Consider the following 22,345-nt stretch of genomic DNA (forward strand, 5'->3'; position numbering starts at 1 on the left):
CTGTTCAGGTGCGGGCTTTTTCTGTATTTCCTGTACGCGTCAGCCCGCACCGTTACCTGTTGTAATGGTGGTAATAATAATGGTTGTCACCAGGCTGAAATGCATCATGGATGTTGTGTGCTCGAATTCTTAATATGAATTGCCTATATTGGTTAAAGTATTATGCAGGTTAAGTCAATATTTTTTTATTTTTACCACATTCTGTGACATTACCAACAGATCCCGTTATTTTCTATTTAACCTTGATAAAACACTGCCAAAAACACATTAGACAAACCATTAATTTGACAAGAGGATGTATATCAACAGGTTAATCTGGTAGTTTTTTTTCAATATCATGAGCCAGTTGGTGCAACATTGCGATATCCCGTTGAGTTAACCCGCCGAGCCGTTGTTGTAACCAGTCACTCAGCTTATGGTCATCCGCAACATCCAGTTTCTCCAGCAGGTTTGCAAGCCGGTATCGTAATGCTTCCAGCTGCCCAGGGTCAGTATCAGGTCTGGTTACTGTGGGCGTATTGATTAGCGATGCTAATTGGTAACAGTACACCATCACAGCCTGGCCAAGGTTCAGAGAAGGGTAATCCGCAACCATAGGAACACCCGAAAGGATGTCAGCCAGGGCCAGTTCCTCATTGGTCAACCCACTATCTTCACGGCCAAATACGATTGCGGCAGAACGCAGCCACTGCTGTTTTTCTTCCAGCACCGGCACAAGTTCTTGTGGCGTAGCATAGTAATGAAAACGTGCCCGGCTTCTGGCTGTCGTGGCAATAGTTAAATCGACATCAGCGACAGCGTCTTCCAGGCTAGAGAAAAGTTCAATGTTATCAATAATATCCCCGGAACCATGTGCAACCCACCTTGTTGCCGGTTCAAGGTGAGCCTGGCTGTCAACAATACGTAGCTTGGTAAATCCCATCGTTTTCATTGCTCTGGCGGCTGCACCAATATTTTCAGGACGAGCGGGAGACACCAGAATGATGACAAAGTGCATGTTCTTCTCTTTTCGTGTTTTTCGAATGTTTTAACATTGCCAGTCAAACATATTACGCATCAAAAATTTACTTTATCGCAACATTTTAGCGGGCTTAATTGGAGTTATCAGATTAAAAGTCTTAACCATAGAAGTCACAACAGACTTATCTTATCGATAAGAAAAACATTCATATCCTTATGTTTAATATAAAAAAATTACATAAAAATAAGACTTGTCAATTTCATTTCAATTGTTTATTAATTATAATGCCTGATTATACCGGTGTTTACGCAAATGTTGCTTAGTTTAGTCACGCTGGCTGGCGATATCATCAGAGTGTTAACGTGCTACAATTGAATTTGATATATGTCAACGAAGCGTAGTTTTATTGGGTGTTGCCGTCGTATGACTCTGTTATGTCGCTGTTAAAATCGCTACCATGGTGGCCGTTTTCGACACCGCAGGGTCGCAAGGGAAAAGTACCCATGACCAAGCTAATGATGTTGTTGACGTTGATAGATTATGCATCAAGAACACAATTATGTACTCTAGTCATGTTACGCCGGCATGTTAATTTTTCACATGCACTTTCAGGCAGGCTCGGGACTTTTGTACTCCTGTTTCGATTTAGTTGGCAATTTTAGGTAGCAAACATGCAGACCCCGCACATCCTTATCGTCGAAGACGAATTAGTTACACGTAACACATTAAAAAGTATTTTCGAAGCAGAAGGTTACGATGTTTTCGAAGCGACAGATGGCGCTGAGATGCATCAGATTCTGTCTGAAAATGACGTTAACCTGGTTATCATGGACATCAACCTGCCAGGCAAGAACGGCCTGCTGCTCGCCCGCGAATTGCGTGAACAAGCAAATGTGGCACTGATGTTCCTGACTGGCCGTGACAACGAAGTCGATAAAATCCTTGGGCTGGAAATTGGTGCTGATGATTACATCACCAAACCTTTTAACCCTCGTGAACTGACAATCCGTGCACGTAACCTGTTATCCCGCACCATGAACCTTGGAACCACAACGGAAGAACGCCGTGCCGTGGAAACCTACAAATTCAATGGCTGGGAACTGGATATCAATAGCCGTTCTTTGATTAGCCCTAACGGCGAGCAGTATAAACTGCCACGTAGTGAATTTCGTGCCATGCTGCACTTCTGTGAAAATCCAGGGAAAATCCAGACTCGTGCAGAATTGCTGAAAAAAATGACTGGCCGCGAGCTTAAGCCACATGATCGTACTGTAGATGTGACGATTCGCCGCATTCGTAAACATTTCGAATCCACACCAGATACGCCTGAAATCATTGCGACCATTCACGGTGAAGGTTACCGCTTCTGTGGCGATCTTCAGGAATAACACGCGATACAGTAGCTAATATGTAAAAAAGGGCTTAACGCCCTTTTTTAGTTTCTTGCTTATTTCCACGGCATAATGGGTACTGCGCTAATTGCGTTTTTCGGCGAGCCGTCGACTAACTTATCCGAATAGGCAAGGTAAGCCAGCGTATTGCGTTTCTTATCATAGAAGCGAACTACCTGTAGCTTTTTGAACACCAGCGATGTCCGTTTCTTAAAGACCACCTCACCTTCTTTCTTACCCTTGCGAATATCCTCACTTAATTCAACCGGGCCAGTTTGCTGGCAGGAAATAGCCGCATCAGAAGTATCTTCGGCCAACCCCAACCCACCTTTTATCCCTCCGGTTTTCGCCCGGCTAAGGTAACAAGTCACATTTTTTACATCTGGGTCATCAAATGCTTCTACAACAATTTTATGATCTGGCCCAATCAATTTAAATACCGTATCAACCGAGCCAATTTCTTCCGCATGTGCAACACTCAGGGCGCTCAAAACGGTGGTTAAAAAGAGAATAAAATATTTCATATTGTTACCAATTCTGAAATTAACGATATGTGATTATTTAACATTCGAGAATTTTTTCTTGAAGATCATGATTTTGTAGGGAAAACCCTACAATTTCCCTTTAGTAGAGCCATTATGCAAAAGAAAACTGCACACCATAAGAAAATAAAAAATGCTATTATTCCGCGTCGTTAGACCCCGCGCTTATCAGGATGAGGATATTATATGGATCAGGTTGGGATCATTAGTGATTTGCTTAACTGGCTTGAAAGCCATCTGGACCAACCTTTGTCGCTCGACAATGTGGCGGCTAAAGCAGGGTATTCCAAGTGGCATTTGCAACGGATGTTCAAAGATGTGACCGGCCAGGCAATTGGCGCCTATATCCGCGCACGTCGTTTATCTAAATCAGCAGTCGCACTCAAACTAACCGCCCGGCCAATACTGGATATTGCATTGCAATATCGATTTGATTCCCAACAAACTTTTACCCGAGCATTTAAAAAGCAGTTTGCACTGACCCCTGCATTATATCGCCGCTCGCCTGAATGGAATGCTTCAGGTATACGCCCTCCTATTCGTCTTGATGATACGCCGCTTCCTGAAGCCACATTTATAACCCTGCCAGATACTGAACTGGTTGGGGTGACTCAAAGTTACAGCTGTACTTTGGAGCAAATCACTCAATATCGCCACGAAATGCGTATCCAGTTCTGGCGCGCATTTCTTGCTAATACAACGAATATTCCACAAGTGCTTTATGGCCTCGCTGAACCTCGCCCCAATGCAGAAAAGGACGATGAGCAGGAAGTCTTTTACACCACAGCATTACCGCCTGAAATTGCTAAAAGCTATGTGCAGAATGCACATCCCGTATTACTGGCTGGCGGTGATTACGTGAAATTTGTTTATGAAGGTGAGCCCGACGAACTGCAATCATTTATCCTGACAGTGTATGGCACCTGCATGCCAACACTTGGCCTGATTCGCCGTGAGGGGCAGGATATTGAGCGGCTGCAACCAGAATTCACCAATGGTTCTGACCAACCGCCTTCTCGCATCCGTTGCGATTACTTGATTCCAATTCGCCGCTAACAGCCACTCAGCGCTGTAACTCATCCATCGCCGGGGCATCAAGGTGAGAAACATCCCCGGCAGTTTCAACCACCCACCCCGAAGCCAGCCACGGACTTTGCTGGTAATCCACCCGCGAAATCGAGCAGTTACGCAACCGCAAGCGGCGCTCAGCATAAGGCGGCAAACCGAGAATAGTGCTTACCAGGCACCCCAGAGCCATACCATGGCTCACTAATAACGGGCGGCTTTCGGCTGGTAATTCAAGGCAGGCACTCAATGCCGCATGCATACGCTGACTCAGTTCAGTCATTGACTCACCTTGGGGGATCCGCCCGTCAGGAGTGCCATTAACCAGACGCCGCCGCCAGGACTCTTCCTCTTCAGAGAGGCTGTCAAGATGGCGCTCTTCCAGCACCCCCATATCCAGCTCGCGCAATCTGGCATCAACAACGTAATCACACCCAATACTTTGTGCGATAATGCGTGCTGTCTGCTGTGTTCTCCCCAGATCACTGGAGATAACATGTGTAATTCCCAGTTGCCTGACACGTTGTGCAACCTGTTGAGCCTGCTGGATACCTTTCTTGGTCAGCCCACTGTCAGACTGCCCCTGAATGCGCCGTTCCACATTCCACTGCGTTTCGCCATGGCGAACAAGATAGACCTGTAACATGTACTTTATCCGTTATACTGCTTTGATGTTTTCATTAGGCGTTGACTAAATTATGTACCAGGTTGTCACAGCTACCAAAAATCCAGCCAAAATTAACGCAATTTTACAAGCATTTGAAATCATCTTCGGCGAAGGATCTTGCCACATTATTGCCGTAGACGTCGAGAGCGGCGTCCCGGAACAACCCATGGGCAGTGCTGAAACTTTGACTGGTGCACGCCAGCGAATTCTTAATGCCCGCAAGGTTTACCCGCAAGCAGATTTCTGGGTCGCTATTGAAGCAGGTATAGATGAGGGTAGCACGTTCAGTTGGGTGGTGATTGAAAATTCAGACAAGCGCGGAGAAGCGCGCTCAGCCTCTCTGCCATTACCCGCATCCATCCGGGAAGCTGTAGCACAGGGGGAAACGTTGGGAGACGTTATCAGCAGGTCAACGGGCATTGAACAACTCGGGCGGAAAGAAGGGGCAATAGGAATTTTTACGAAAGGCGCACTGACCAGAAGCCGTGTTTACAGCCAGGCGGTTGTGTTGGCACTCAGCCCTTTCCACCACCCGGCTTATTAAAAATACTCACTCTCCATCGAGTAATTTCTCCTCCAGCCACTGGCGCAATGCGAGTGGCGCTGTTTTCAGGCTGTTTGAACCACGTGTAATCGTAGCAATACCTGCACCCAGTTCACTTTTCAGCTCACGCTGGCTCATTTTCCCACGCAGCAACTCTTCAATAATACGCACACGAGTGCCTAATGCCGTGCGTTCATCAGGAGTAAGGAGCAAGGTCAAAAGTGGAAGGTGTAGCTCTTCATCAAAAGAGGCCTGCAGTAATTCCACGAAACGTAGCCATTCCTGATTAGCGTTATCTTCCTGTGGAGAAGAGAACGGCGTCTGCTGAGTCATGTTATGCCACCATACTATTTAACTAGTACAGCAGCATAACATACTCCTGAAAAAATCAGTAACGCTGCTGCCACTCTTGCTGTGTCAGCAAGGGGGAATGATCACCATCGAAATAGCGGTAATAGGCATCATAGGCAAGAACATTCTTCACATAACGACGCGTTTCTGAGAAAGGAATGCTCTCAATGAAAGCAACGGCGTCAATTCTCCCAGAGCTGTTTCCTTGCCAGCTCCGCACACGGCCTGGGCCTGCATTGTATGCAGCAGAAGCATAAATGCGGTTATCACCAAATTGCTGATAAACATACTGCAGATATTGCGTACCGATATTAATGTTAGTGTCCGGGTCAAGTAACTGGTTGCTACTGGTATACCCCGGAATATTAAACATCTTCACCGTATGCGTAGCCGTTGCAGGCATTAATTGCATCAAACCTGTTGCACCAACCGGCGAACGTACTTTCGGGTTCCAGGCACTTTCCTGGCGGGCAATCGCCATGGCATAAGTCCGCGAAATGTCCTTGCTACTCACATAACGATCAAATGTAGCCTTCCAGGCCGGAGGGAAACGTTCAGTCAGGTTATCCCATAATTTACCAGCAATCGTCGCCTGGACACTCAAATCCCACCAGCCTTGCTTCAAGGCATAATGCGCTAAAGCCGCCTGTTCTTCTGGTGGGCGGCTGGCAATATAGCTTGCCCATTCACCGCGTGCCGTATTATCAAGGTTCCAGTACATCAGTTCACGAATGCGCGCCAGCTCTGGCCCACGGACTAATGCCCCACTGGCTTCAGGTGCATCATTGATCGTTAACTGGTAAGGCACACCAAGACGTTGCGCCGCAACCATTGGATAAAAACCACGGGATTTCATCAAATCCCGCAGGATATCGCGGCCTTCCGCTTCTCGGCCACGCTCCAATAAAAGATCAGCCTGCCAGTAACGCCACTCATCTTCTTGCTTTGCTTCCATGGAGAGGCGAGACAACCAGGTATTTAACCCGGCCCTGTCACCTTCCCCCAACGCCATACGAATACGGCGCTCAATTAATGAATCCGAGCCAGAGCGCATAATGATGTCATCGCGCCAGCGCGCCTGTTCATCAGTAACATCATTGCCAAACAAGCGCCAGGCCACGATATCTTTCAAACTTTGAGCCTGGCTATCATCCAGCCCGGCAGACTGCACCAGGGCAGGAATCATTGCCCGCGCATTTTCCACATCCTGGCGCGCTACACTGGCAAAGGCCAGTTCAACCAGGCGGCGAGTAAAATCAGAAGGTTTAACTGTGCGTGAGAATGAGAGCACCGTCTGCGGATCATCCGCAAGGCTTATTACCGAAGAAGACAACGTCAGGTCATTATCAGGCAACTGACCTGCCAGTGAATTGACCAAAGAGGTGTTACCTGATTTCATCGCCAGCACGATGCGGGATAAATAGTCATCGGCCGATTGCTGGCCAGAAGCCAGCCAGGCAGTGAATAAATTTTCACAAGCTAACGGCAAAGTACGGCCCGTTTGCCAGAGCTTATGTGCCCCAACCCATGCCGCACTGGTCTGCCCGGTCTGCCATTTAGCATTGTAATAATTACACTTTGCTTCAGTAGTTGACGGCTCTGTTGGGCTGAATGCCAGCAGACCTTTCCAGTCACTACGGCGAGCCAGTTCATTAATAAAACGTGTTGTCAGCGTCCTGCTAATGGGCATTGTGGGGTATTGATGGACAAACTGTGTCACCGCAACAGCGGTTTCATTCTGCAAATCTGATGTCAGTTCGCGATATTCAAGATAAGGATATAGTGGGTAATCCTTCAAGCCAGGCATCATTTGCTGAACAACATCCATCTGCTGTTTATCCCACGCCTGTTTTATTGCGCTGTAGCGCTGACGCTGTTCATCCAGTGAATCTGCCCAAACCGCATGGCTGGCGGTAAGCAGGCAGAGGCTTGCAGCCGCAAAGCGCCAGGTACTCTGTTTTGCTTTCCCCACAACAACTCCTTAGTCTTCTTGTGCATCAGGATGCCAGAAACATCCCTCAGGAAATCTCATGCTAACCAGGCAAAAAGTAATCTGCCATGCCACAAACACTTTTTTACGTAATTCTTTTACCAAAACGGATATCGCCCTTACATGCCGATGGCTGGGATTAAGGCAAGAAAAAGGCTAAACTTCGCCATTGTCACCCAATACCCTAATTCACGATTAAAGAGGCGAAGTCGCAACGTGGCTCAATTCGTATATACCATGCATCGTGTCGGCAAAGTGGTTCCGCCGAAACGGCACATTCTTAAGAATATTTCTCTGAGCTTCTTCCCCGGCGCCAAAATCGGTGTGCTGGGCCTTAATGGTGCTGGTAAATCAACACTGCTGCGCATCATGGCAGGCATTGATACCGATATTGAAGGCGAGGCACGCCCTCAGCCTGGGCTCAAAATTGGTTACCTGCCGCAGGAACCTCAGCTCAACCCGGAACACACCGTTCGCGAATCAATTGAAGAAGCCGTCGCAGAAGTTGTCGGGGCACTTAAAAGGCTGGATGAAGTCTATGCCTTGTATGCCGCTCCTGATGCTGACTTTGACAAGCTGGCTGCCGAACAAGGCAAGTTAGAAGAGATAATTCAAGCCCATGACGGTCACAACCTGAATAACCAGTTAGAACGTGCCGCTGATGCACTTCGCTTACCGGACTGGGAAGCAAAAATCGCTAACTTATCCGGGGGTGAACGTCGCCGTGTGGCACTGTGCCGCCTGCTGTTAGAAAAACCTGACATGCTGCTGCTGGATGAACCGACCAACCACCTGGATGCTGAGTCCGTGGCCTGGCTGGAACGCTTCCTGCATGATTTCGAAGGAACCGTAGTGGCGATTACCCACGACCGTTACTTCCTTGATAACGTTGCAGGATGGATCCTCGAACTTGACCGTGGTGAAGGCATTCCATGGGAAGGTAATTACTCCTCCTGGCTGGAACAGAAAGATCAGCGCCTGGCTCAGGAAGCCTCTGCTGAAGCCGCACGTCGGAAATCCATTGAAAAAGAATTGGAATGGGTTCGCCAGGGCGCACGTGGCCGCCAGTCGAAAGGCAAAGCACGTCTGGCACGTTTTGAAGAACTCAACAACGTGGAATACCAGAAACGTAACGAAACCAGCGAACTGTTTATTCCACCAGGCCCTCGTTTGGGTGACAAAGTGCTGGAAGTGGAAAACCTCACCAAGTCTTACGGTGACCGTGTTCTGATTGATGACCTCTCTTTCGCTATTCCAAAAGGCGCTATCGTGGGGATTATCGGGCCGAACGGTGCGGGCAAATCAACACTGTTCCGTATGATAACTGGTCAGGAGCAACCGAACGGCGGGAATATTACCCTCGGCGATACAGTTAAAATTGCAGCGGTAGAACAGTTCCGTGATGCCATGGACAACAAGAAGACTGTCTGGGAAGAAGTCTCCGGTGGTCTGGATATTATGAAGATTGGTAACTTTGAAATCCCCAGCCGTGCTTACGTGGGGCGCTTTAACTTCAAGGGCACTGATCAGGGCAAACGCGTTGGTGAACTGTCTGGTGGTGAACGTGGGCGTCTGCATCTGGCAAAACTGTTGCAGGTAGGCGGCAACATGTTACTGCTCGATGAACCGACCAACGACCTGGATGTAGAAACCCTGCGAGCCCTGGAAAACGCCCTGCTGGAGTTCCCGGGTTGCGCCATGGTTATTTCCCATGACCGTTGGTTCCTGGACCGTATCGCGACGCATATTCTGGACTACCAGGATGAGGGCAAAGTTGAATTCTTCGAAGGTAACTTTACTGAATACGAAGAATACAAAAAACGCACTCTGGGTGCTGAAGCTCTTGAACCAAAACGCATCAAATATAAGCGTATTACTAAATAGTTTACTGCTTATCTCTTCTCAGCCACCTTATACAGGTGGCTGTTTTCTTTGTTGTCACCGTTGGTTTTCGTTGTGAGTAAGTTCAGAGTATGGCTGACACCGGGATACTGGCTCAGAAACAGCCGTGTGTTTTATTGCCCGGAACTCTCTTCACCCATCAACTGGCGCACCAGGCTGACACAACGCAAAAAGCGTGTATCGTAGTCTTTATCATCAACGCGGGCATAATCAATACCGTTTGCCTGTAGCATTGAAACTAATTGCGCCTGAAAAGCCTTGCGCTCACGTTCACTACCGCTTCCCGAACGGCGAAAATCCCCAGCGACCCAGGGCATGTTGTTTTCCAGCAAAATGACCAGATCAAAACGATACTCATCTATCATCGCCTGCACAAAAGGATGTTCACGCCCTTCATTCGCCTTGCAGAAGGCCTGAATAGTGACAAAATCCGTATCAATAAACACCACTTTATTCGCATATTTAACTGCAAAATCAATATATTGAGAATGGCCAATCGCAATTTTATCATAGTCAGTATATTGCAATGCTCTGCCGTCTCCCCCCAAATGAGAAAAGACATACTCGCGGCCAAACTCCCAGGCACTGGTGGTATTGAAGATATTTGCCAGTTTATTCACCATAGTGGATTTACCACTAGATTCCCCCCCTAAAATAGCAACAGTTCGCACAAAAAAGGGCTTAACTTCTGTGGGAATGTAATCCCAGAAGCGGAATGGATTCTCACGAATTTGCCCGCCACTGATATTCATAAATGTGCGGTCAGGATCCACCAGTACGGTCTGGATCCCTAAATGTTCCAGGTACTGTGGCGCATCAGAGGCTTCAGATGTATAAATCTGGTCCGGGTAAATGCCTTTACTGTCCATAAAAGCATTAATGCCCTTACTCCAAACATCCCAACCCCAGGGATAAGGTTCCATTCCCTCTTCGTTGAAAGCATGAATATGTATATTTTTCTGGTACTTAAAAGTTTGCAGTAACCAACGCAAACGGTCACTGATAGTCGGCTGTTGCGACATTGCGCTGGCTTCAAACAACTCACGATCTCGTGTCTCGTCGTAACCCATGATGATATGCAGTTCATCAACCTGGCTGCAAGCACGCTGAATTAAATAGATATGCCCAGTATGCAGCGGGTAAAACTTACCAAATACCACCCCGACACGCTTTTCCACACGAGGAAACTCCAGGTCAAGGAAACGGTGCAACGCCTCTAGTTTTTGTGCGCTGGGGCTTTTGATTTTGGCGTTTAATAATTGGCTCAGATAGCCTTTCGTCATGCCACTGGCATCAGCGACTTGCTGGAGTGTGCAGCCTTTCTGGCGAATAGCGTGTTTTAAATATTCAAATGCTGACAAGCGTTGCCTCCTGCAATCTCTGGGGAATAACTATGCCTGTGTAATAGACGCAGGCATAGTAAGAATAAACGGGGTACGGTTGAATTCCAGGCGACATTAATTGAAGGCACCAGGGCCAACCAGCGACAGGAAATTGCAGCCATCGATGTCGTTATGAGACAAATAAATCATCAAATACAGCCAGTGCGTCCGCCAGTTTTTTTACACCGAAGATCTCCATCCCTGCTGGTGGGCGCTTTGGCACATTGGCATGGGGAACAATCGCCCGGCGAAAACCATGTTTAGACGCTTCCGTGATACGCTCCTGCCCGCTGGGCACCGGACGAATCTCCCCGGAAAGGCCAACTTCGCCAAACACCACCAGGTCTTGCGGTAATGGGCGATCTCTCAGGCTGGAGACAATAGCCAGTAACAGCGCTAAGTCCACACTGGTTTCGGCAACTTTTACACCACCTACAACATTAACAAACACATCCTGGTCGGCCATTTGTAACCCACCATGGCGGTGCAGCACAGCCAGCAAAATAGCCAGGCGGTTCTGTTCAAGCCCAACAGCAACACGCCTTGGGTTAGACATCATAGACTGGTCCACAAGTGCCTGTATTTCTACCAGCAAAGGCCGGGTGCCTTCCCAAACCACCATTACAGAGCTGCCAGATGTCAGTTCATCGCCCCGGCTCAAGAAAATAGCCGAGGGATTACTCACTTCGCGCATTCCCTGCTCAGTCATAGCAAAAACGCCCAGTTCATTCACAGCACCAAAGCGGTTTTTATGGCTACGCAATGTGCGAAAACGCGAATCGGCATCACCATCCAGCAGCACAGAGCAGTCAATGCAGTGTTCAAGTACTTTCGGGCCAGCCAGTGAGCCATCTTTCGTTACATGGCCCACCATAATCACAGCCACACCGCGCATCTTCGCGTAACGTGTTAAGTAGGCAGCCGTTTCCCGCACCTGTGCCACACTGCCCGGTGAAGACTGAATATCCGCCATATGCATGACCTGAATGGAATCGATAACCATCAGTTTCGGCTGTTCCTGGTCAGCCACCAGGCAAATCTGTTCAATGCTGGTTTCTGACAACATATTCAGATTGCTACCCGGTAACCCCAGGCGGTGGGCACGCATAGCAACCTGCTGGAGCGACTCTTCCCCAGTGACATACAACGTTTTCATTTGTTCGGCGAGTTTGCACAAAGTTTGCAGCAACAGGGTGGATTTACCCGCCCCAGGGTTACCCCCGATTAAAATGGCGCTTCCTGGCACCACTCCGCCGCCCAGAACCCGGTCGAACTCTTTAAAGCCAGTAGAAAAACGGGGTAATTCCTCAAGGCTAATTTCTGACAGCTTTTGAACTTTGCTAATGCCAGCATTACCCGCATAGCCAGACAGTTTCTCATTGCGGGCGACCTGTGGGGATGCCGCTATTCGCACCTCAGTAATGGTATTCCATGCATGGCATGCACTGCACTGCCCCTGCCAGCGCGGGTAATCCGCACCACACTCATTACAGACAAACGCTCTTTTAGGTGCTTTCGCCACCACATTACCTCGCTCTTATTGCTGCCGGGTTATTCCTGCTTCAGGCTGCCAGAAAGAATACAGAAGACCCCGAGAAGATCCGCATGGCGGATAGTCACTTCCGTTTTCTCATTCACTTTTGGCTTCGCATGGTAGGCAATCCCTAACCCGGCGGCTTTTATCATTAACAAATCGTTCGCGCCATCGCCAATGGCTACAGTTTGCGCAGGGTCGATATCCCAGGTATCGGCGAGCTGCTTGAGAGTATCGGCTTTATAGCGAGCATCCACAATCGGCCCAACAACTTCCCCGGTGAGTTTACCCTGCTCAATCCCCATCTGGTTTGCCACTGCAGCACATAAATTCAGTTGGTTTTTCAAATGATCGGCAAAGAAAGTAAAACCACCTGAAGCAATAGCAACCTGCCAGCCAAAGGCGTGCAATTTCGCTACCATGGCTATCAGCCCCGGCATCAACGGCAGGGTATCCAGTACCTGCTGAAGGATACCTGCATCCGCGCCTTTCAATGTGCCTACACGCTCGCGGAGGCTGGCAGCAAAATCCAGTTCACCCCGCATGGCGCGCTCTGTCACTGCCGCAACTTGTTCACCAGTGCCAGCCAGTTTGGCTATTTCATCAATACACTCTATCTGGATGGCCGTTGAATCCATATCCATGACCAGCAAGCCGGGCTTGCGCAGGTTAGGTAGTTTCCCCAAAGGCGCGACATCCAAACCAGCATCATGCGCCAGTTTGGTCGCTCTTGGTGTCAGTGAACCCGCAAGGCGAACCACCTGATATTCTTCCACATCCCAGGCGGAAACAATCACCATAGCTGCGCCCAGCTTACGCTGATATTTGGTCAGGCTATTTTTATCCAGACCGCGCCCATACAGGAGCCAGCCAGTCCGGCCAGCACGGTAATCCAGTGGCATTACTTCATCACCACTAAGCGAAAGCGGCAATCCGGGCCACAAGGAAACATCGTTGGGCAAATCGCACCATGTCAGGCTATTTGGCATTACAGCTCCTGTAAAAATCGAATTCATGCCGGAATAAAACAACGCATGAGGCTACCCTGTGATGCCTGCTTCTGGCAACATGCAGGCAGCAATTTTTCAATAGGTGAGTTATGGCACTGGCTAAACTGAAATTCCGTGTGCATCGTACATTAATTATCTTAATTTGCCTGGCATTGCTGGTTGCATTAATGCAAGGCGCCTCGTGGTTCAGCCAAAGCCACCAAAAAACCCGTAATTTGCAGTTTGAAGAACTGGCCAACACCCTGGCAGTACAAGTCAGTTACCGCCTGGTTCCCCTACTCAAAGGGGATACCCCTGATGAAAAGCACATTGCAATCATTCTGCGCAATTTAACTCAACAAGGGCGTATTCTTGATGCGAGTGTCTACGATTCGCAAGGAAATTTAATCGTCAAGGCAGGCGAAAATGTCAATGTGCGAGACAGGCTGGCGTTGGATGGAAAAAAAGCCGGCAGCTATTTCAACCAGCAAATTGTCCAGCCCGTTGAAGAGAAAAATACGCTGCTGGGTTATTTGCGTTTAACGCTCGACACACACACGCTACCAACGGACGCCCGCCAGGTGGATAACACGACCAATATTTTGCGCCTGATGATGCTGTTGAGTGTCGCTATTGGCATTATCCTCGCTCGTACCTTGTTACAGGGTAAACGCACACGCTGGCAGCAATCGCCATTCCTGCTCACAGCCAGTAAGTCCGTAAAAGAAGAAGATAACGATACGCCCGAAGACAAAGATAAGCCCTGAGCCATTGCAACACTACAGTATCCGGTATTAGCCAGGCAGACAGAAGGCGGTGGGAGAAGAAACCTGTTGTGCCAGACAAGCTGGCACAACAAGAAAAACGGTGCGTTATCAGGCTTTATCGCCCAACAATACCGATTCCAGGGCAATTTTTATCATGTCGTTAAAGGTGGTCTGGCGTTCTTCTGCAGTAGTTTGCTCATGGGTACGGATATGGTCCGATACCGTGCAAATCGCCAGCGCTTTCGCACCGAACTCTGCCGCAACACCGTAAATACCAGCCGCTTCCATTTCCACGCCCAAAATGCCGTATTGTTCCATTACATCAAACATGGAAACGTCCGGAGAGTAGAACAGGTCAGCCGAGAACAGGTTGCCAACACGGGCATCCACCCCCAATGCTTTTGCGGCATCAACTGCATTACGCACCATGTCAAAATCGGCCAGCGCTGCAAAATCATGGTCTTTAAAACGAATGCGGTTAACTTTGGAGTCTGTACTGGCGCCCATACCAATGACGACATCGCGTAAATGCACGTCCTGACGCACAGCGCCACATGACCCCACGCGGATAATTTTCTTCACACCAAACTCTGTTATCAGCTCTTTGGTGTAAATAGAGCAGGAGGGGATCCCCATGCCATGGCCCATTACTGAAATTTTGCGGCCCTTATAGGTACCGGTGAAACCCAACATGCCGCGAACATTATTCACTTCCCGCGCATTTTCCAGGAAAGTTTCAGCAATGTGTTTAGCGCGCAGCGGGTCGCCTGGCATTAAAACGACGTCAGCGAAATCGCCCATTTCTGCATTAATGTGTGGCGTTGCCATGGTTATATTCCTTAATTAATAGTCGGCTTTTAGAAGGTCACTTTTCAAATACCGGGCACAAAGCTCAACGGCTGCACTGGCACAGTATTCTGCCATGAGGGTTCCCCGCCCATGGCTACCGTCACTCACAACATATTTTTGCCATAGTCCATGGCAGAGGTACCAAAATAGTGAGCCAGTGTCTGGCCAATATCCGCAAAGGTTTCGCGATGCCCCAAAGAGCCTGGCTGTACACGCGGGCCAGCAATTAATACCGGAATGTGCTCGCGGGTATGATCAGTACCACTCCAGGTTGGATCACAACCGTGGTCTGCAGTCAGAATCAGGAGATCATCACCTTCCAGCAAAGCCAGCAACTCAGGCAGACGGCGGTCGAACAACTCCAGACCAGCAGCATACCCGGCCACATCACGGCGGTGCCCCCAGGAAGAGTCAAAATCAACGAAGTTGGTAAACACAATGGTGTTATCCCCTGCCGCTTTCACTTCTGCCAGCGTCGCGTCAAATAACGCATCCAACCCGGTTGCTTTCACCTTTTTGGTAATACCCACATTGGCGTAGATATCGGCAATTTTGCCAACAGAGACGACCTGGCCTTGCTTTTCATCCACCAGCTTTTTCAACACTGTCGCTGACGGCGGTTCAACAGCCAGATCATGGCGATTTCCAGTTCGTTCAAAGGCTCCAGCTTTTTCACCCACAAAAGGACGCGCAATGACACGGCCAATGTTATAGCCACCGTTAGTGAGCACCTCACGCGCAATTTCGCATAAATCGTAAAGGCGTTGCAGGCCGAAGGTTTCTTCATGGCAGGCAATCTGGAAAACAGAGTCAGCAGAGGTATAGAAAATCGGTTTTCCGGTTTTCATATGCTCTTCGCCCAGTTTATCGAGAATAACGGTGCCCGAAGAGTGGCAGTTACCCAGGTAACCGGGCAGGTCAGCGCGTTGCACCAGTTCATCCAACAACTCTTGGGGGAAACTGTTCTCTACGTCGCTGAAATACCCCCAGTCAAACAACACAGGTACACCAGCTATTTCCCAGTGGCCGGAAGGCGTGTCTTTACCCGAAGAGAGTTCATGTGCCCAGCCATACGCACCAGTAATTACTGCATTACCGTCCATACCAGCCGGAAGGCTCCCGGTGGAACCTTCGTGGGCTTTCGCCAGGCCAAGTTGAGTGAGATTAGGCAAGTTGAGAGGGCCATGGCGGCCTTTGTCTGCCTCGCCGTTAGCACAAGCCTGAGCAATATGGCCCAGTGTATCTGAGCCTGCATCACCGAATTTATCGGCATCTTCAGTTGCGCCAATGCCAAACGAGTCCAGCACCATAATGAATGCACGTTTCATAATTTCTCCTGCATCGTTGCCAGCGGGTGGCAACCGACGGCGCTAAAAGAAAGTGATCAGAAAAGTATGCCAGTTATTGGGTGATAGTGCTATATACCACCGGAGTGTCAGCCACAGGGGCGCTGCCGATGGTGATGGCAGTTTTCACCATTTGCGCCGCAGCCAACCACTCAGCTTCGCCGCGGGCATGGATAACAGCCAGAGGCCGCTGGGTATCCAACTTTTCCCCCAAACGCACGACATCAGACAGCCCTACGCTGTAATCAATCTCATCGCTGGCCTGGTGGCGTCCGCCGCCCAAAGACACCACAGCCATACCAAGCATGCGGGTATCCATTGCGGTGACATAACCACTCGTATCAGCAAACACCGCTTTGCTGAGCATGGCTTCAGGCAGGTAACGGTCATAGTGTTCAACAAAATCGGTTGGCCCGTGCTGTGCGGCAACCATGCGGCCAAAACACTCTGCAGCTTTGCCGTTATCCAGCACATCATTCAGCATCTTCCGGGCGGTTGCTTCATCGGCAGCCAGTTTGCCCGACAACAGCATTTCAACGCTCAAGGCCATGGTGACAGCCTCCAGGCGAGGGTTACGCTGCTCACCCGTTAGGAAGCGCACAGCTTCACGCACTTCCAGCGCATTCCCCGCCGATGAAGCCAGCACCTGGTTCATATCAGTGAGCAAAGCCGTGGTACGCACACCGGCACCATTTGCAACAGAAACAATTGCCCGGGCCAGTGCTTCAGATTGTTCATACGTTGGCATAAATGCGCCGCTACCGACTTTGATGTCCATCACCAGCGCATCCAGCCCTTCAGCCAGTTTTTTCGCCAGAATAGAGGCGGTTATCAGTGGAATAGAATCTACCGTTGCGGTGATATCGCGTGTGGCATAAAAGCGGCGATCTGCCGGGGCCAGAGAATTCGTTTGCCCAATGATTGCCACGCCAACAGACGAAATAATATGGCGAAAATGCGTATCGTCCGGGTAAATATCAAAGCCCGGAATGGACTCCAGTTTATCCAGAGTCCCCCCCGTGTGGCCCAACCCACGCCCCGAAATCATCGGTACATACCCACCACAGGCTGCCACCATCGGCCCGAGCATCAGAGAAGTCACATCGCCTACACCGCCAGTCGAGTGCTTATCCACTATCGGGCCATGTAAATTGAGGGATGACCAGTCCAAAACTGTCCCAGAATCACGCATCGCCATCGTCAACGAAACGCGTTCAGGCATCGTCATATCGTGGAAAAAAATCGTCATTGCCAGGGCTGCAATTTGCCCTTCTGAAACGGTGTTATCACGGATCCCATTGACAAAAAAACGGATCTCTTCGTCACTCAGCGGGTGTCCATCACGTTTTTTACGGATAATTTCCTGGGCAAGAAACACTGTCGCCTCCTGAAGGTATCAGGGAATAAGGGAAAGCCCCTCTTCCCTGGGAAGATCAATATTGGCTGTTGCTCTGGCCGTCACCGTGGCCAAGGGCCTTCAATAAACTGGCAAGCAGGCTGGATGCGCCAAAGCGGAAGTGGCGGGTATCAGCCCAATTTTCGCCAAGGATGTCACCAGCCATTTGCAAATACTGCTGTGCATCTTCGGCAGTACGCACACCACCTGCGGGTTTAAACCCCACGGTTTCCTGAACGCCCATATTCCGAATAACTTCCATCATCAGGCGTGCGCTTTCCGGCGTCGCGTTAACTGGCACTTTCCCGGTAGATGTCTTAATAAAATCGGCACCAGCATTAATGGCAATAGTAGAAGCCTTACGAATCAGTGCTTCCGTTTTTAACTCACCGGTTTCAATAATGACTTTCAGCAGCACATTTGCAGCCGTACAGGCGGCTTTACAGGCACTGACCAGCGCAAAACCAATCTCTTCATCACCAGCCATTAATGCCCGGTAAGGAAACACAACATCCACTTCATCTGCACCATAAGCAATGGCTGCACGGGTTTCTGCCAACGCAATCTCGATGTCATCGTTGCCATGGGGGAAATTGGTCACTGTTGCAATTCGAACTTCCGGCGTACCCTGGGATTTGAGCGCCTTACGAGCGACAGGGATAAAGCGAGGATAAATGCAAATAGCCGCGGGTGTTCCCACGGGGGTTTTGGCCTGGCGACACAGAGCGATAACTTTTTCATCCGTGTCATCTTCATTCAGCGTGGTTAAATCCATTAAGTGCAGTGCGCGCAGGCTGCTACTGGTTAAATCATTCATCATCGTCTCCAACGAAAAGCGTGGTACAGGCACCCACAAGCAGAGCTTAAACCCACCACGCTATTCAGTTTCGCAGTATATGTAATGTTAAAATTATAACATTCATCACCAGCCATGTTTTGTGCATAGTTTCGCAAAACAGACAACTCTGGTGATATTCCTGCAACAATTATATGCGACAGACAAGATAAAATCACGCTCACCCAAAATAAGAAAGGCCGGTTCCCCCCCGGCCTTTCTCACATTGCAAAATGTTATAAAAATAACAAACCGCTCTACATTGACAGGAATATCCCGGCAATTGTTGCACTCATCAGGTTAGATAATGTCCCGGCGGCAACCGCTTTTAACCCCATACGGGCGACATCATGACGGCGGCCTGGTGCCATACTGCCTAACCCACCAATCAAAATGGCAATGGAGGAGAGGTTAGCAAACCCACACAATGCAAAAGAGATAATCGCTTTGGTGTGAGCAGATAACACTTGCAAGCCAGCCGCAGCCACGGTCGCATCATCTTTCAGGTAAGCGCCAAAGTTCAGGTAGGCAACAAACTCATTGATAATCAGCTTCTGACCAATAAAGGAACCGGCAACCGTTGCTTCATTCCACGGAACGCCAATAATCCAGGCAAGAGGAGAAAATACCCAGCCCAGAATCAACTGCATAGAAAGTTCCGGGTGATTAAACCAGCCACCTACACCAGACAAAATACCGTTGAGCAAAGCAATCAACGCAACAAATGCCAGCAACATGGCCCCGACATTCAGTGCCAGTTGCATACCAGAAGAGGCACCAGAAGCAGCGGCATCCAGCACATTACTTGGGCGATCAGGGTCGTTTTCACCAATTTTCAAATCTGGCGCATCATGAGGTGTTTCTGTTTCCGGCACGATAAGCTTGGCAAACAACAAGCCGCCAGGTGCTGCCATGAAAGAAGCAGCAATCAAATACTCCAGCGGAACCCCCATCTGCGCATAACCTGCCAGAACAGAACCCGCTACAGATGCCAGACCACCACACATAACGGCAAACAGTTCTGAACGGGTCATCGTGGCAATATAGGGCCGTACAACCAGAGGCGCTTCAGTCTGCCCAACAAAAATATTCGCTGTGGCAGAAAGTGACTCAGTACGTGAGGTTTTCAACACATAACGCAGGCCACCCCCGAGGATACGAATGATCAGTTGCATGATCCCCAGGTAATACAGCACAGCAATCAGAGATGAGAAGAAAACAATAATAGGCAGGACACGCAAAGCGAAAACAAAGCCCTGGTTACCGAACACTTCGAACATTTTGTCAGAAGCCAGGCCACCAAACAGGAACGAAATCCCGTCATTGCCGTAGGCAATCACTTTCGCAACGCCTTCCGACATTGCCAACAGCACTTTACGGCCGATAGGCACATAAAGCACCAGTGCGCCAATCAATACCTGAATCACCCAGGCACCGATTACGGTTCGAAAATTAATAGCTTTACGGTTACTTGAAAGGAGCACGCCGATCAGTAACAACACGATCATGCCCACTAACCCCATGAGGATTTGCATAGATGGATTCCTGCGCCAAGAGAAATATTCATTAACAGAATTATTGGTCGAAAACGCAGGCATTATAACGGTAGGAAATCACTAAATTGATATATGAATCACGTTATCTACGCAACAAATACAAACGTTAATCTTATACAGTGATCTACGTCACATTTTCAATTGGTTTGCGCAACGGCAGGAAAAAGTGCGCAAGTATTTCGCATGATTGCAGAGGCTATTTCGTCTGGATTCTCACTACGCAACTGGCAAAGTATGTCAAAAACTAGCGCGACCCGTTCTGGACGGTTTGCCTGCCCTTGCCAACCATTGAGCGGCATATCTGGTGAATCCGTTTCGAGCACCAGTGCTTCAAGCGGTAACCGGGCAATGGCTTTACGCGTTTTTGCCGCACGGGGATAGGTGATGGTTCCCCCCACACCAATGTAATAACCGAGATCGACAAACCGCATCGCCTGTTCAAAACTACCAGAAAACCCATGAACCACACCGGTTTTGGGCAATGAGGCCTGGCGTAATAACATAGCCAGCTTGTCGTGAGTACGCCGGGAATGAAGAATAACAGGTAACTGCCAGCGTTTTGCTATTGCAAATTGCGCTTGGAGCATAGCAACCTGCTTCGGTAAGTCAGGTGTTTCACGGTAAGCATCCAGGCCGGTTTCACCCACCGCGACCACTTTTTCCGGTTGGCTGGCTAAGGCGTTATCCAATGCCTGTAAAGCGGCATCATCATGCTGTTCGATATACATGGGGTGCAGACCCAGAGCAGCATAGACAGCCGGGTAGTCCCGCGCCAAAGCAAGCACCGCGTTAAATTGCCCGGCGCTAATTGCCGGAACAATAATCTTCTCCACTCCTGCGTTCGCCGCACGCGCCAGGCTGCTTTTTTCATCGCCAGTAAACGGGGGAAAATCAAAATGGCAGTGGGTATCAATAAAGCGGTACATCAGGCGCTATCTCCCTGCTCCAGGCGGCCATCGCTGCCAAAAGTATCATCATTCGCCTGGCGAACCGGCACCACATCGTTAGCTGCCTGGCCTGGAATAATAATTTTTTGGGAAACAGGTAACGCTGCTGCAACCGGTGGTGCTGCAACTAACCATTTGGCGACGGTCGCCAGGAAATAGCGTCCACACAGACGCCCCATCTTATAATCAGCACGTAATGCAGGCAGACGGCTCCCCAGGGCCATACTTTTCAGCGCGACTGGCGGGTATATTTCAATCACATTCACCCCATCCGGTGGCGATTCAATAAATTGCTGGGTGGCGCTGTAACAGGCCTCATGGTGCTGCACCAGGTTTACCAAAGGCTGTAAGCTGCTTTCACCTAACCAGCGCTGCATCCGTTGAAACCACTGTGGCGTGTAATACATTTGCGAAGGAACAGTGCGGATAACCACTACCGTTTTTGCTCCACGGCGCACAGCTTCCTGTACCGGGATAGCATCACTAATTCCCCCGTCCTGATAACTAATGCCATTCAATGTTACGCCATTACGGTAAAAACCAGGTATCGCGCTGGAGGCACGAATCAGATCCAACCAGGTATCTGCGGCAGGAGAAAAATATTCTGGGGTGTAATCATCACTGCGGCAGGCACACAGGTAAAACCTTTTTCCCTGGTCAAACAATTTTGCCGCCTGGTCCATTGCCAGTGGCATGGTTTGCGCGGTGGAATCCACCAGCCAGTCAAGATCAATCAGGTGCCCGCCACGCACAAAGCGTACCGGGTCAAAAAATTCTCTTTGCGTGGTATAGCGGGTAATAACACGCCATGCATAGCCCCGTTGCCCACATAACCAGGACGATAAATTCTGTGCACCTGCAGAAGTACCAAAGAAATCATCAAATGGATTAAAACTGGCACGTAAAAACTCATCGAGCACACCGGCTGTAAAAATGCCGCGCTGCCCGCCCCCTTCACAAACCAGTGCCATTTTTCCTGGTTCAAAAGGTGTTAACGAGAGTGGAGAGAGATCCCCAAGTGTCACCGGAATATATTGTCCCATGGGCGGTCTGCCTGATTAGCTATACAAAAGGAATGGTCCAGACAGTAAAAAGCCAGTCGCCCGGACTGGCTCTTACTCAACCCATGTTGTACCACACTTTCCAGCTATGGACGCCGACGCCCTGTAAAAAGGCTGACCAGAAAGAGCACAATCCCGACAACAAAGACAATTTTCGCAGCCCCTGCCGCAGTCCCCGCCAGGCCGCCGAAGCCTAACGCCGCCGCAATCACTGCCACAATTAAGAAGATAATTCCCCAACGAAACATAAACGCTCCTTACCCAAAGTGA

At 49.4% G+C, this 22,345-nt stretch carries 22 protein-coding genes, 1 pseudogene and 1 other annotated feature (1 of these 24 only partly in view); of the genes and pseudogenes, 5 read left to right on the forward strand and 18 right to left on the reverse strand.

All coding sequences use genetic code 11. From position 1 onward, the window contains the following. Positions 1 to 101, reverse strand: a sequence feature (Thr leader region); it reaches 16 nt to the left of the window's first position. The 3 genes and pseudogenes from LC084_RS23365 to yjjY all read right to left on the reverse strand — a co-directional run bounded on the left by LC084_RS23365 (position 40) and on the right by yjjY (position 1,535). Continuing rightward, complete coding sequence (locus LC084_RS23365) at positions 40 to 108, reverse strand: thr operon leader peptide (protein WP_072006919.1); 69 nt, start codon at positions 106 to 108, stop codon at positions 40 to 42. Its footprint overlaps the feature before it by 62 nt. 202 nt (positions 109 to 310) lie before the next feature. Further along, positions 311 to 997: a tRNA/rRNA methyltransferase gene (locus LC084_RS14765; RefSeq protein WP_226571959.1), complete on the reverse strand. Its 687-nt coding sequence runs from the start codon at positions 995 to 997 to the stop codon at positions 311 to 313. Between the two features lie 396 nt (positions 998 to 1,393). Beyond that, positions 1,394 to 1,535: pseudogene (yjjY, locus tag LC084_RS14770) on the reverse strand (YjjY family protein). A gap of 97 nt (positions 1,536 to 1,632) precedes the next feature. On the opposite strand from yjjY, the gene arcA reads away from it, so the two are divergent. After that, the gene (gene arcA / locus LC084_RS14775; RefSeq protein ID WP_064598689.1) at positions 1,633 to 2,349 is read left to right on the forward strand and encodes a two-component system response regulator ArcA; all 717 of its coding nucleotides are present in this window, start codon (positions 1,633 to 1,635) and stop codon (positions 2,347 to 2,349) included. Between the two features lie 59 nt (positions 2,350 to 2,408). Here arcA and creA read toward each other — a convergent pair whose 3' ends face one another. After that, positions 2,409 to 2,876: a protein CreA gene (gene creA / locus LC084_RS14780; protein WP_226571960.1), complete on the reverse strand. Its 468-nt coding sequence runs from the start codon at positions 2,874 to 2,876 to the stop codon at positions 2,409 to 2,411. Between the two features lie 204 nt (positions 2,877 to 3,080). Between creA and robA the strand changes: the two genes are divergently transcribed. Beyond that, positions 3,081 to 3,950, forward strand: a complete 870-nt coding sequence (gene robA / locus LC084_RS14785) for an MDR efflux pump AcrAB transcriptional activator RobA (protein ID WP_226571961.1) — start codon at positions 3,081 to 3,083, stop codon at positions 3,948 to 3,950. A 7-nt stretch (positions 3,951 to 3,957) separates the two neighbouring features. Here the strand turns inward: robA and gpmB are convergent, their stop codons facing one another. Further along, positions 3,958 to 4,605: a 2,3-diphosphoglycerate-dependent phosphoglycerate mutase GpmB gene (gpmB, locus tag LC084_RS14790; protein WP_226571962.1), complete on the reverse strand. Its 648-nt coding sequence runs from the start codon at positions 4,603 to 4,605 to the stop codon at positions 3,958 to 3,960. 52 nt (positions 4,606 to 4,657) lie between these two features. Here gpmB and yjjX point away from each other — a divergent pair, with 52 nt between their 5' ends. Further along, positions 4,658 to 5,170 (forward strand): inosine/xanthosine triphosphatase, encoded by a 513-nt coding sequence (gene yjjX, locus LC084_RS14795; protein WP_226571963.1) that lies wholly within the window; start codon positions 4,658 to 4,660, stop codon positions 5,168 to 5,170. A 6-nt stretch (positions 5,171 to 5,176) separates the two neighbouring features. Here the strand turns inward: yjjX and trpR are convergent, their stop codons facing one another. Both trpR and sltY read right to left on the reverse strand, forming a co-directional pair. After that, complete coding sequence (gene trpR / locus LC084_RS14800; RefSeq protein ID WP_226571964.1) at positions 5,177 to 5,503, reverse strand: trp operon repressor; 327 nt, start codon at positions 5,501 to 5,503, stop codon at positions 5,177 to 5,179. Positions 5,504 to 5,558: 55 nt separating this feature from the next. Next, a complete protein-coding gene (sltY, locus tag LC084_RS14805; protein WP_226571965.1) occupies positions 5,559 to 7,493 on the reverse strand; it encodes a murein transglycosylase in 1,935 nt (644 codons plus the stop codon). A 234-nt stretch (positions 7,494 to 7,727) separates the two neighbouring features. Here sltY and ettA point away from each other — a divergent pair, with 234 nt between their 5' ends. After that, positions 7,728 to 9,395 (forward strand): energy-dependent translational throttle protein EttA, encoded by a 1,668-nt coding sequence (gene ettA, locus LC084_RS14810; protein ID WP_226571966.1) that lies wholly within the window; start codon positions 7,728 to 7,730, stop codon positions 9,393 to 9,395. 131 nt (positions 9,396 to 9,526) lie between these two features. Here the strand turns inward: ettA and nadR are convergent, their stop codons facing one another. From nadR to serB, 3 genes are all read right to left on the reverse strand, one after another. After that, positions 9,527 to 10,774: a multifunctional transcriptional regulator/nicotinamide-nucleotide adenylyltransferase/ribosylnicotinamide kinase NadR gene (gene nadR, locus LC084_RS14815; protein WP_226571967.1), complete on the reverse strand. Its 1,248-nt coding sequence runs from the start codon at positions 10,772 to 10,774 to the stop codon at positions 9,527 to 9,529. A gap of 151 nt (positions 10,775 to 10,925) precedes the next feature. Beyond that, positions 10,926 to 12,317, reverse strand: a complete 1,392-nt coding sequence (gene radA, locus LC084_RS14820) for a DNA repair protein RadA (RefSeq protein WP_226571968.1) — start codon at positions 12,315 to 12,317, stop codon at positions 10,926 to 10,928. Positions 12,318 to 12,346: 29 nt separating this feature from the next. Continuing rightward, positions 12,347 to 13,318: a phosphoserine phosphatase gene (serB, locus tag LC084_RS14825; RefSeq protein WP_226571969.1), complete on the reverse strand. Its 972-nt coding sequence runs from the start codon at positions 13,316 to 13,318 to the stop codon at positions 12,347 to 12,349. A 110-nt stretch (positions 13,319 to 13,428) separates the two neighbouring features. On the opposite strand from serB, the gene LC084_RS14830 reads away from it, so the two are divergent. Beyond that, a complete protein-coding gene (locus tag LC084_RS14830) occupies positions 13,429 to 14,085 on the forward strand; it encodes a YtjB family periplasmic protein (RefSeq protein ID WP_226571970.1) in 657 nt (218 codons plus the stop codon). Positions 14,086 to 14,193: 108 nt separating this feature from the next. On the opposite strand, the gene deoD is transcribed toward LC084_RS14830, so the two are convergent. The 8 genes from deoD to LC084_RS14870 form a co-directional block, all read right to left on the reverse strand. After that, positions 14,194 to 14,913: a purine-nucleoside phosphorylase gene (gene deoD, locus LC084_RS14835; protein ID WP_226571971.1), complete on the reverse strand. Its 720-nt coding sequence runs from the start codon at positions 14,911 to 14,913 to the stop codon at positions 14,194 to 14,196. A 125-nt stretch (positions 14,914 to 15,038) separates the two neighbouring features. Beyond that, positions 15,039 to 16,262: a phosphopentomutase gene (gene deoB, locus LC084_RS14840; RefSeq protein WP_226571972.1), complete on the reverse strand. Its 1,224-nt coding sequence runs from the start codon at positions 16,260 to 16,262 to the stop codon at positions 15,039 to 15,041. A 73-nt stretch (positions 16,263 to 16,335) separates the two neighbouring features. After that, entirely contained in the window at positions 16,336 to 17,658 is a 1,323-nt protein-coding gene (gene deoA, locus LC084_RS14845) for a thymidine phosphorylase (RefSeq protein ID WP_226571973.1), read from the reverse strand. A 55-nt stretch (positions 17,659 to 17,713) separates the two neighbouring features. Next, complete coding sequence (deoC, locus tag LC084_RS14850) at positions 17,714 to 18,493, reverse strand: deoxyribose-phosphate aldolase (RefSeq protein ID WP_226572118.1); 780 nt, start codon at positions 18,491 to 18,493, stop codon at positions 17,714 to 17,716. 275 nt (positions 18,494 to 18,768) lie between these two features. After that, on the reverse strand, positions 18,769 to 20,046 hold the full coding sequence (locus LC084_RS14855; RefSeq protein WP_226571974.1) for a NupC/NupG family nucleoside CNT transporter: 1,278 nt from the start codon (positions 20,044 to 20,046) through the stop codon (positions 18,769 to 18,771). Positions 20,047 to 20,204: 158 nt separating this feature from the next. After that, positions 20,205 to 20,996, reverse strand: coding sequence for a TatD family hydrolase (locus tag LC084_RS14860; RefSeq protein WP_226572119.1), 792 nt, complete (start codon positions 20,994 to 20,996; stop codon positions 20,205 to 20,207). Continuing rightward, positions 20,993 to 22,057: a patatin-like phospholipase family protein gene (locus LC084_RS14865; protein WP_226571975.1), complete on the reverse strand. Its 1,065-nt coding sequence runs from the start codon at positions 22,055 to 22,057 to the stop codon at positions 20,993 to 20,995. The genes LC084_RS14860 and LC084_RS14865 overlap by 4 nt, the downstream gene beginning before the upstream one ends. 104 nt (positions 22,058 to 22,161) lie before the next feature. Further along, positions 22,162 to 22,323, reverse strand: coding sequence for a DUF1328 domain-containing protein (locus LC084_RS14870; RefSeq protein ID WP_072006915.1), 162 nt, complete (start codon positions 22,321 to 22,323; stop codon positions 22,162 to 22,164). Between the last annotated feature and the right edge of the window lie 22 nt (positions 22,324 to 22,345).

Source organism: Mangrovibacter yixingensis, assembly GCF_020523985.1.
GTDB lineage: Bacteria > Pseudomonadota > Gammaproteobacteria > Enterobacterales > Enterobacteriaceae > Mangrovibacter > Mangrovibacter yixingensis.

What these genes read in the sequence shown, in the direction of transcription:
- serB (WP_226571969.1), bottom strand. Translation starts at nt 13,318, where the DNA reads ATGCCAAATAGCCTGACATGGTGCGATTTGCCCAACGATGTTTCCTTG.
- gpmB (WP_226571962.1), bottom strand. Translation starts at nt 4,605, where the DNA reads ATGTTACAGGTCTATCTTGTTCGCCATGGCGAAACGCAGTGGAATGTG.
- creA (WP_226571960.1), bottom strand. Translation starts at nt 2,876, where the DNA reads ATGAAATATTTTATTCTCTTTTTAACCACCGTTTTGAGCGCCCTGAGT.
- robA (WP_226571961.1), top strand. Translation starts at nt 3,081, where the DNA reads ATGGATCAGGTTGGGATCATTAGTGATTTGCTTAACTGGCTTGAAAGC.
- LC084_RS14830 (WP_226571970.1), top strand. Translation starts at nt 13,429, where the DNA reads ATGGCACTGGCTAAACTGAAATTCCGTGTGCATCGTACATTAATTATC.
- LC084_RS14865 (WP_226571975.1), bottom strand. Translation starts at nt 22,057, where the DNA reads ATGGGACAATATATTCCGGTGACACTTGGGGATCTCTCTCCACTCTCG.
- yjjX (WP_226571963.1), top strand. Translation starts at nt 4,658, where the DNA reads ATGTACCAGGTTGTCACAGCTACCAAAAATCCAGCCAAAATTAACGCA.
- trpR (WP_226571964.1), bottom strand. Translation starts at nt 5,503, where the DNA reads ATGACTCAGCAGACGCCGTTCTCTTCTCCACAGGAAGATAACGCTAAT.
- deoB (WP_226571972.1), bottom strand. Translation starts at nt 16,262, where the DNA reads ATGAAACGTGCATTCATTATGGTGCTGGACTCGTTTGGCATTGGCGCA.
- LC084_RS14870 (WP_072006915.1), bottom strand. Translation starts at nt 22,323, where the DNA reads ATGTTTCGTTGGGGAATTATCTTCTTAATTGTGGCAGTGATTGCGGCG.
- deoD (WP_226571971.1), bottom strand. Translation starts at nt 14,913, where the DNA reads ATGGCAACGCCACACATTAATGCAGAAATGGGCGATTTCGCTGACGTC.
- LC084_RS14765 (WP_226571959.1), bottom strand. Translation starts at nt 997, where the DNA reads ATGCACTTTGTCATCATTCTGGTGTCTCCCGCTCGTCCTGAAAATATT.
- arcA (WP_064598689.1), top strand. Translation starts at nt 1,633, where the DNA reads ATGCAGACCCCGCACATCCTTATCGTCGAAGACGAATTAGTTACACGT.
- deoC (WP_226572118.1), bottom strand. Translation starts at nt 18,493, where the DNA reads ATGAATGATTTAACCAGTAGCAGCCTGCGCGCACTGCACTTAATGGAT.
- LC084_RS14855 (WP_226571974.1), bottom strand. Translation starts at nt 20,046, where the DNA reads ATGCAAATCCTCATGGGGTTAGTGGGCATGATCGTGTTGTTACTGATC.